Raw genomic sequence first — 6,099 nt, 5'->3', positions numbered from 1 at the left:
ATATTATTAGCAGTGTAATTAATAAATATGCAAACACCGGTGTATTTATAATTAATACCAACGATCCGCTGCTGGTGAAATTCTATGATATTCAACTGGGACTGGCAGGTATCAGCCTCGTTCGTTGTCCTAATTTCAGTCAGCTCTGGGCAAACCATAAACTGGCTAAATATGCCGTCAGCTCACTGGCGATGGGGGATAGCGATAGCGCACAGCAGGTACACAGCATCGTTAGCCTGGATTCTACTGATGGGCAAACGTTCTCAGCAAATGCCATTGGTTCGTTGCCGGTGTCAGCCATAAACATCACGCAAACCTTAGGTATTTTTGACGAATCAGGCAGCCCTGCGGGAACAGTACAATGTAAAAAGAACTATATTTATACTGCCAATTGCCCCATCCAGGCTAATGGCACCTTCCCGGTCAGTTTAAAACAAACCCGCTATCCGGTTAATATCATCTATACCTTCGCCCAAACGGTGAATAACCAGACAGTTTACGGGGCCGAAATTGTTACCACACAAAGTTACCCAAAATTAATTCAAAATGATTCACCTGCTGATTTAAATAAAAATAATCTGATAAAAATCTGTCTGGCTCGTCAAGAAAGCGACTGTGACTACTTTAATAATTTTGACGGCAATGTCACCGTACCGATAAAAGGCAGCGTAACCTACTTCGGCAATATTGATTTAAATAATGGCAAGCCTATAAACGCGTATAACTCAATTTATCTGGTCCGCGAACGTCAGGGCGGCGATCCGATCACCCCTGCCAATGACTTTAATTTCTTTGACGACGCTAAAACCCGAATTAACGGCAACGTTTTATCTTGGGATCTCGACTGGCTTAAATTCAAACGTCCCGATTTTGATTCCGGTGAGCGGGTTTATTATATCTTTAAAGTGACATTACAAATTGAAGGAGCGAGTGTAGCCAGTTTTATTACCAATGCTCCCGGTCCGTTCGATCCTGAACAGCGCTTTTTAAATACCAACACGCTAAAACCCATGCAGATTACCTATGGTTGTTTAGGTAAAGGCACCCCCATTTTGATGCAGGATGGTAAAGAAAAAGCCATTGATGACATCCTTATTGGTGAATGGGTGCAATCGCAGGATGGGCGAGCGTTAAGAGTCGAAGATGTGATTACCGGCACGGAGCAAAACTATCTTGAGATTGAAGTCAGGGATAGTAGCGGCCAGCTCAAAACCCTTATCACCAGTCTGGGCCACCCTTTTTGCACTACCACCGGTGTGAAACTGGCGAGTGAATTGACTCTGACCAGTCGACTGCTAACCCCAGAGTGTGACTGTGCTATCAGCCGTATCAACAAACAACACGGCGAGATTGAGGTGTACAACCTGCACCTTTCCACTGACGACCCCATCAAAGATCTGACAGAAAGTAGCAGCACCATGTATGCCGCAGGCGTGCTAGTTGGTGATAGCACGATGCAGTATCACTACGAAGAGGCCTACCACCATCGCTCGGTGAATATCCTAAACCAGCTACCGGAAGAATGGCGTCAGGATTATCAAAACCATATTAAAACCATATTAAAACCATAAGGTAATTGATTGATATGTTTATTGGTTATCCTGATTTTCAGCAAATTATCATCGATGACAAGCTGCGCGTCGTTGCCGTCTGTCAGCAGTCTGATGTCTATTATTTGTATCCAGAACCCTTCGCCCTGATTGCTGGTGATCCGCTGGCCTTTGCACTGGATGTTATCCTCAGCCTAAGCAGCAACATTATCTACGGCGACCTTGATTTTACCGCCGAGCTACAATTTGCCAGTGGCGGCGCACTTGAGGTATTCAATCGCCAACACCCAGGGAAGGCTATCCAAGGTTTGCCGGTTATCCCCTATAAGCTAAGTTTCCGCTCACCACCTGACCATGATTCAGCATTAACTCATCAGGATTACGACCCGACCTGGTATTCAGCGCAGTCGATTCAATTTTTGATCTCGCTCGATGCAGATACCACGCAACTGATGAAAAAAACGTTGCTGGATAATATTGTTGGCTTTAATGCCCGTATCGATGGCTTTGTCGAGGGTGTATCGCCACGGCTAAACTACACACTAGATTGCGATCCCGGCCAGTTAATTGCCGAACTGGCGGCCAATGTTAAAGACGCCCAACCGGTGTCCAACAACCGGATCGCGTTTCCCTACATGTTGCTTACTCAGTACATGTACGAAAATCTGTCCCGGCTACCGCTGCTGATCTCGCCAGCCTTCTCCTCAACCAACTCGGCAGAAGCACTATTATTCGCGCAGGCTTTGCTCGATCGTCTGTTCAACACGTTAGGATCGCCCTATATCGGTAACGCCAACACCAATACTACTTATATTTGCCTGTTGCTCCCCCAGAAACAGCGTCGCCTGATAATTGATTTAAAACGCGTTGAGCTAACCCGGCGCCCCATCTGCTTTTTATTGGATCCCTTTGCCACCGCACAACAAATTGCCAAAGAGGCTCCCGAACAGGTTATCCACCAGATAACCGCACCTGCTCTGCCAGACGGTAACCTGCGGATTAACATTCTTTACGCTTTCCCACAGGGTCTTAAAGACGGGGCGTTTATTGATATACAAATCATTTTACCACCGGGCGAGCTTTATCCTTCTGAACAACAGCAAACCCTGCTATTGATACCCAGTCAGAGTTATTTGGCCTTCACATTTATTAATAATACGTTCAGCTTGAATAGTGAATATCAGTACCATATTCGCGTTAGCTACCCCACCGCCAATGGATATATCTCTCTCGTCACCGAGCAACGAACCAGTAATAACAAAATACTGACGCTGGATTATTCCAGCCTTCCTTGTCAGTTCCTGACCCTCAATATCGATCCGACATTCGCACAACACAGTATGCTCACAGGCCACTACTCCTCCGCTAACCTGTCAGAACCCTTTGAACTCACACTGGCTTCGCCCTGTTTCAGTTATCCGATAACGGGACGTGATGCCTATGCCAAGCTGACCGCCTGGGATAACGATAGCGCCGCCTCAGTGGTGCTCGATATGCCAATCATCCAGTCAGCCACCATCGGTGTTTATAGTTTTCCTCAGTTTGGTGCGCAGCACGCCACCATTATCGCCCGGTTTGCTACTGGCATCCGCTATGTCACGTTACGATTTCAAGCTCAGGGTGAAACGCAAACGCGCGATCATACGTTTACGCAGCAGGATAATTGCTATGAATATCAATGGAATGTCATATCAATTTACGCGGCAGGGTTTCGTTATAAAACCAGTAACGGTCAATGGTCGGACTATGTGGCGGGCAATCAAACCATTACACTTGAGGTTGAAAATGAAGACTGAATCATTAAATCCTGAAAAAAATCTGGCGTCCTTTTTTTTGCTTGATCGAGCTTTCGTCTTTCACGATCAGCGAAGCCCGCCCAATGACTATACCTATGGCTGCTTCACGCCTGAAATAGTTCATGACGATCGGGGAAATAAAACCAGTGGTTTTCACCTTACCACCAGTCCGGCAGGCGGCCTCGTCATCCTGATTACACCGTTAGTTCCCCTCAATACCCAAGCTATACAACAGTATATTCAGACACATATCTCCCACTCAGGCGGTAACATCACCCTTAAGCAGTGTACTGCGAAGACGGCGATCTTCTTGCGCTTTCATGAGCCGTTGGGTGACGCCACCTATCTGGTTGAGTTTGAAGGAAACTCTATGTCGACCACCCATTCGGAAGGGATAGAGTTGACTGAGGCCATACAGGGCAACGCGAAGCGGGTTTTTCTTACCACCCACACACAATTCACAGTAAGTACCACGGTTAACGCCCATCTCACCAGCGACTGGCGGCAGTTTCTAATACTGGCGTTTAACACCAAAACCCGCACACCAGAGGCTATTGCGCAGCTACTCGACAAGCAAATTACTGCTGGTATCGTCGTGTTGGACGAGGAGTTTAAAAATACCCCGTCGCCGCAGACCAAAGAGACCGTGAGAAAAAATCTGGTCGACCTCGCTGCCAGCATCCTCAGTAATACGCTCGCCAACATCTCGCATATTGATGAGATACCCACCAGAATTGACTATGATTTTTCTTACGAAAACAGCCTGCCCCAATCTTATGAACTGATCGACGAACAGGATATCGCGACGCTATTCAGCGGCTTTATCGCCAATAAACTGATTTCCTATGATCCTTCGCCGCTACCTGAGCCTCAACGAAAACAACCTGACGATCCGGGAAAACAGCATACCTGCAAAGTCAGCCTGGATTTCAATGCCAGCAAATTTATGATTATGTCGATTGAACTGACGTGGGCGGATAAAAAAGTACCCATGCAGTGGCCAAACTTTCCTCCTCTCACCGTCACCGCCGATAGTCGCGTGAATGAGATAAATATCAAGGTCACTTTTTCCGACTATTCATTCATTAATATCACACGCCAGTGGCAGGCAGACATCAATCTGACCGTTCAGGATATCGGGTTTCATAATGTGACCTTTGATGCCCGCCACTTACAATCTGATTTTAAAACGATTTCAGGCAGCGCCAATTACTTCCCAGAGGGTCAGGCCAAACGCGCTACCTTTAATTTTTCATTTTCCGATCAGCAGTGGCAAACCACTTGGTTACTCAATACCCAGTCAAATATCTTGAATGGCCGTATTGAATACCACTGGCAGGGAAAAACGTCGTCATTTATAACCAGAAATTACGATTCAGGTGTACAGCAATCGACCTCACTCCGTATTGAACTTCAATACAAAAAATAACCATGAGTTAAGAGGAATAAGCTATGTTAACCACAGCCATCCAGCATTCGATTAAAATAGATACCAATGAACACTTAGGCGTCAAGGTATATACCTATACCTGCTATGGCGATAGCGAAGATAAAAATATTTTTTATGTTATTCCTGAAACTCCAGTATTTTCTGGTCAGGAAAATAAGCCTGACTTCTTATTCTATAAATATCGTAAAGAAGAGCAACAAGGCGGATACGCACAGTTTACCGTCAAACTTCCCGTGCCAACAGAAAGCGAAGCCGACAAAATAAAAGTACAGCTTTATAGTGGGATATCACCGCAACTTGTGGCGAAATCAAAACTTATCGTCCAGTATATTAAAGCTGAAGAATTATTTAATTCCGATCCGACCAATAAAGCCAATCAAGATGCCAAAATTAAAGCTTTTCAAAATGCTGGATTAACCGAAGAGCAAGCAAAAAAATATATACTCGCTTATAACCCTGACGCGGGTGACGATCAATTTCTCGGTCAACTGATGCCCGATGACGTGCGTAAAATAGAATTGCGCCAACCCCGCTATACCTCAGCGCAGGCCTCATTGATCATCAATGAGAACAAAGTATTTTACTGTCAGATGCCCACACCACTGAGTCCCTCTGGTTTGGGGAATAACGATACTGTATTTAGCATGTCGCTAACGGGGCTGGGAGCAACCCTGTTTGAGAATGTATTAAAAGGAACGCCGAGTAATGCCAGCGTCGGGATTCGTTATAACTTCACGCTGGATGCCTCTCTGCCGGCAGTAAAAGTTATTGTCACCTACAACAGTGAGAAAATGAAAGAAGTGACGCAGACCATTACCCGTCATACCTGGTCTGCGGATGAAAAAGAAATCACCCGTGAGTTTTCCGAGAAAGGTGCTGCCAAAGTTTCTGTTATTACCAGCCTCAGCGCGCAAGAAATGGGCATGAAAGATGACCAATATAGTGCTTGGATAAAAACCTTCGAGGACTGGGGACAAACACAGCTTCAACAAATATTGTCTAGCCAGACAGGGCTCGATATGAGTATGGATTTGCTGAACGATGCAGGTAATTTTGATAAATTTAAAGAAAGTCTGAAAAACACGCAGGATTTCACCCGAATATTTGAAGAAAATCGTGTCGTTCCTTTTTCCATCGCGCCGCAGACTCAGTTGCCGTCCATCCTTTCTATTGTCGGTGCTGAGAAGGTCGATGACTATTTCAAAGAATACGATCTTAATGATCCCTTCTTTCAGTTTATTCAACCCGAATTTTATGTCAGTCAGGATCTGGATAAATATGATATTGAAAATATTATTATTAT

At 45.3% G+C, this 6,099-nt stretch carries 3 protein-coding genes and 1 pseudogene; all 4 read left to right on the top strand.

Features of this window, described 5'->3' with window-relative positions:
* Window positions 1-2: 2 nt before the first annotated feature.
* The gene (locus V2A85_RS21405) at window positions 3-1,571 is read left to right on the top strand and encodes a Hint domain-containing homing endonuclease (RefSeq protein WP_420072303.1); all 1,569 of its coding nucleotides are present in this window, start codon (window positions 3-5) and stop codon (window positions 1,569-1,571) included.
* 14 nt (window positions 1,572-1,585) lie between these two features.
* Window positions 1,586-3,346, top strand: a complete 1,761-nt coding sequence (locus tag V2A85_RS21400) for a hypothetical protein (protein ID WP_420072302.1) — start codon at window positions 1,586-1,588, stop codon at window positions 3,344-3,346.
* Window positions 3,336-4,775, top strand: a complete 1,440-nt coding sequence (locus V2A85_RS21395; protein ID WP_420072301.1) for a hypothetical protein — start codon at window positions 3,336-3,338, stop codon at window positions 4,773-4,775. Before V2A85_RS21400 ends, V2A85_RS21395 begins: the two co-directional genes overlap by 11 nt.
* Window positions 4,776-4,798: 23 nt before the next feature.
* Window positions 4,799-6,099 (top strand): annotated as a pseudogene (locus V2A85_RS21390) (hypothetical protein); the annotation flags it as partial.

It is taken from the genome of Yersinia sp. 1252 StPb PI (genome assembly GCF_048593885.1).
Taxonomy (GTDB): Bacteria; Pseudomonadota; Gammaproteobacteria; order Enterobacterales; family Enterobacteriaceae; genus Yersinia; species Yersinia enterocolitica_E.
This window is presented reverse-complemented; position numbering and strand designations above follow the sequence as displayed.

Excerpts from the sequence above, each read along its gene's own strand:
- V2A85_RS21400 (WP_420072302.1), top strand. The coding sequence starts at position 1,586 with ATGTTTATTGGTTATCCTGATTTTCAGCAAATTATCATCGATGACAAG.
- V2A85_RS21395 (WP_420072301.1), top strand. The coding sequence starts at position 3,336 with ATGAAGACTGAATCATTAAATCCTGAAAAAAATCTGGCGTCCTTTTTT.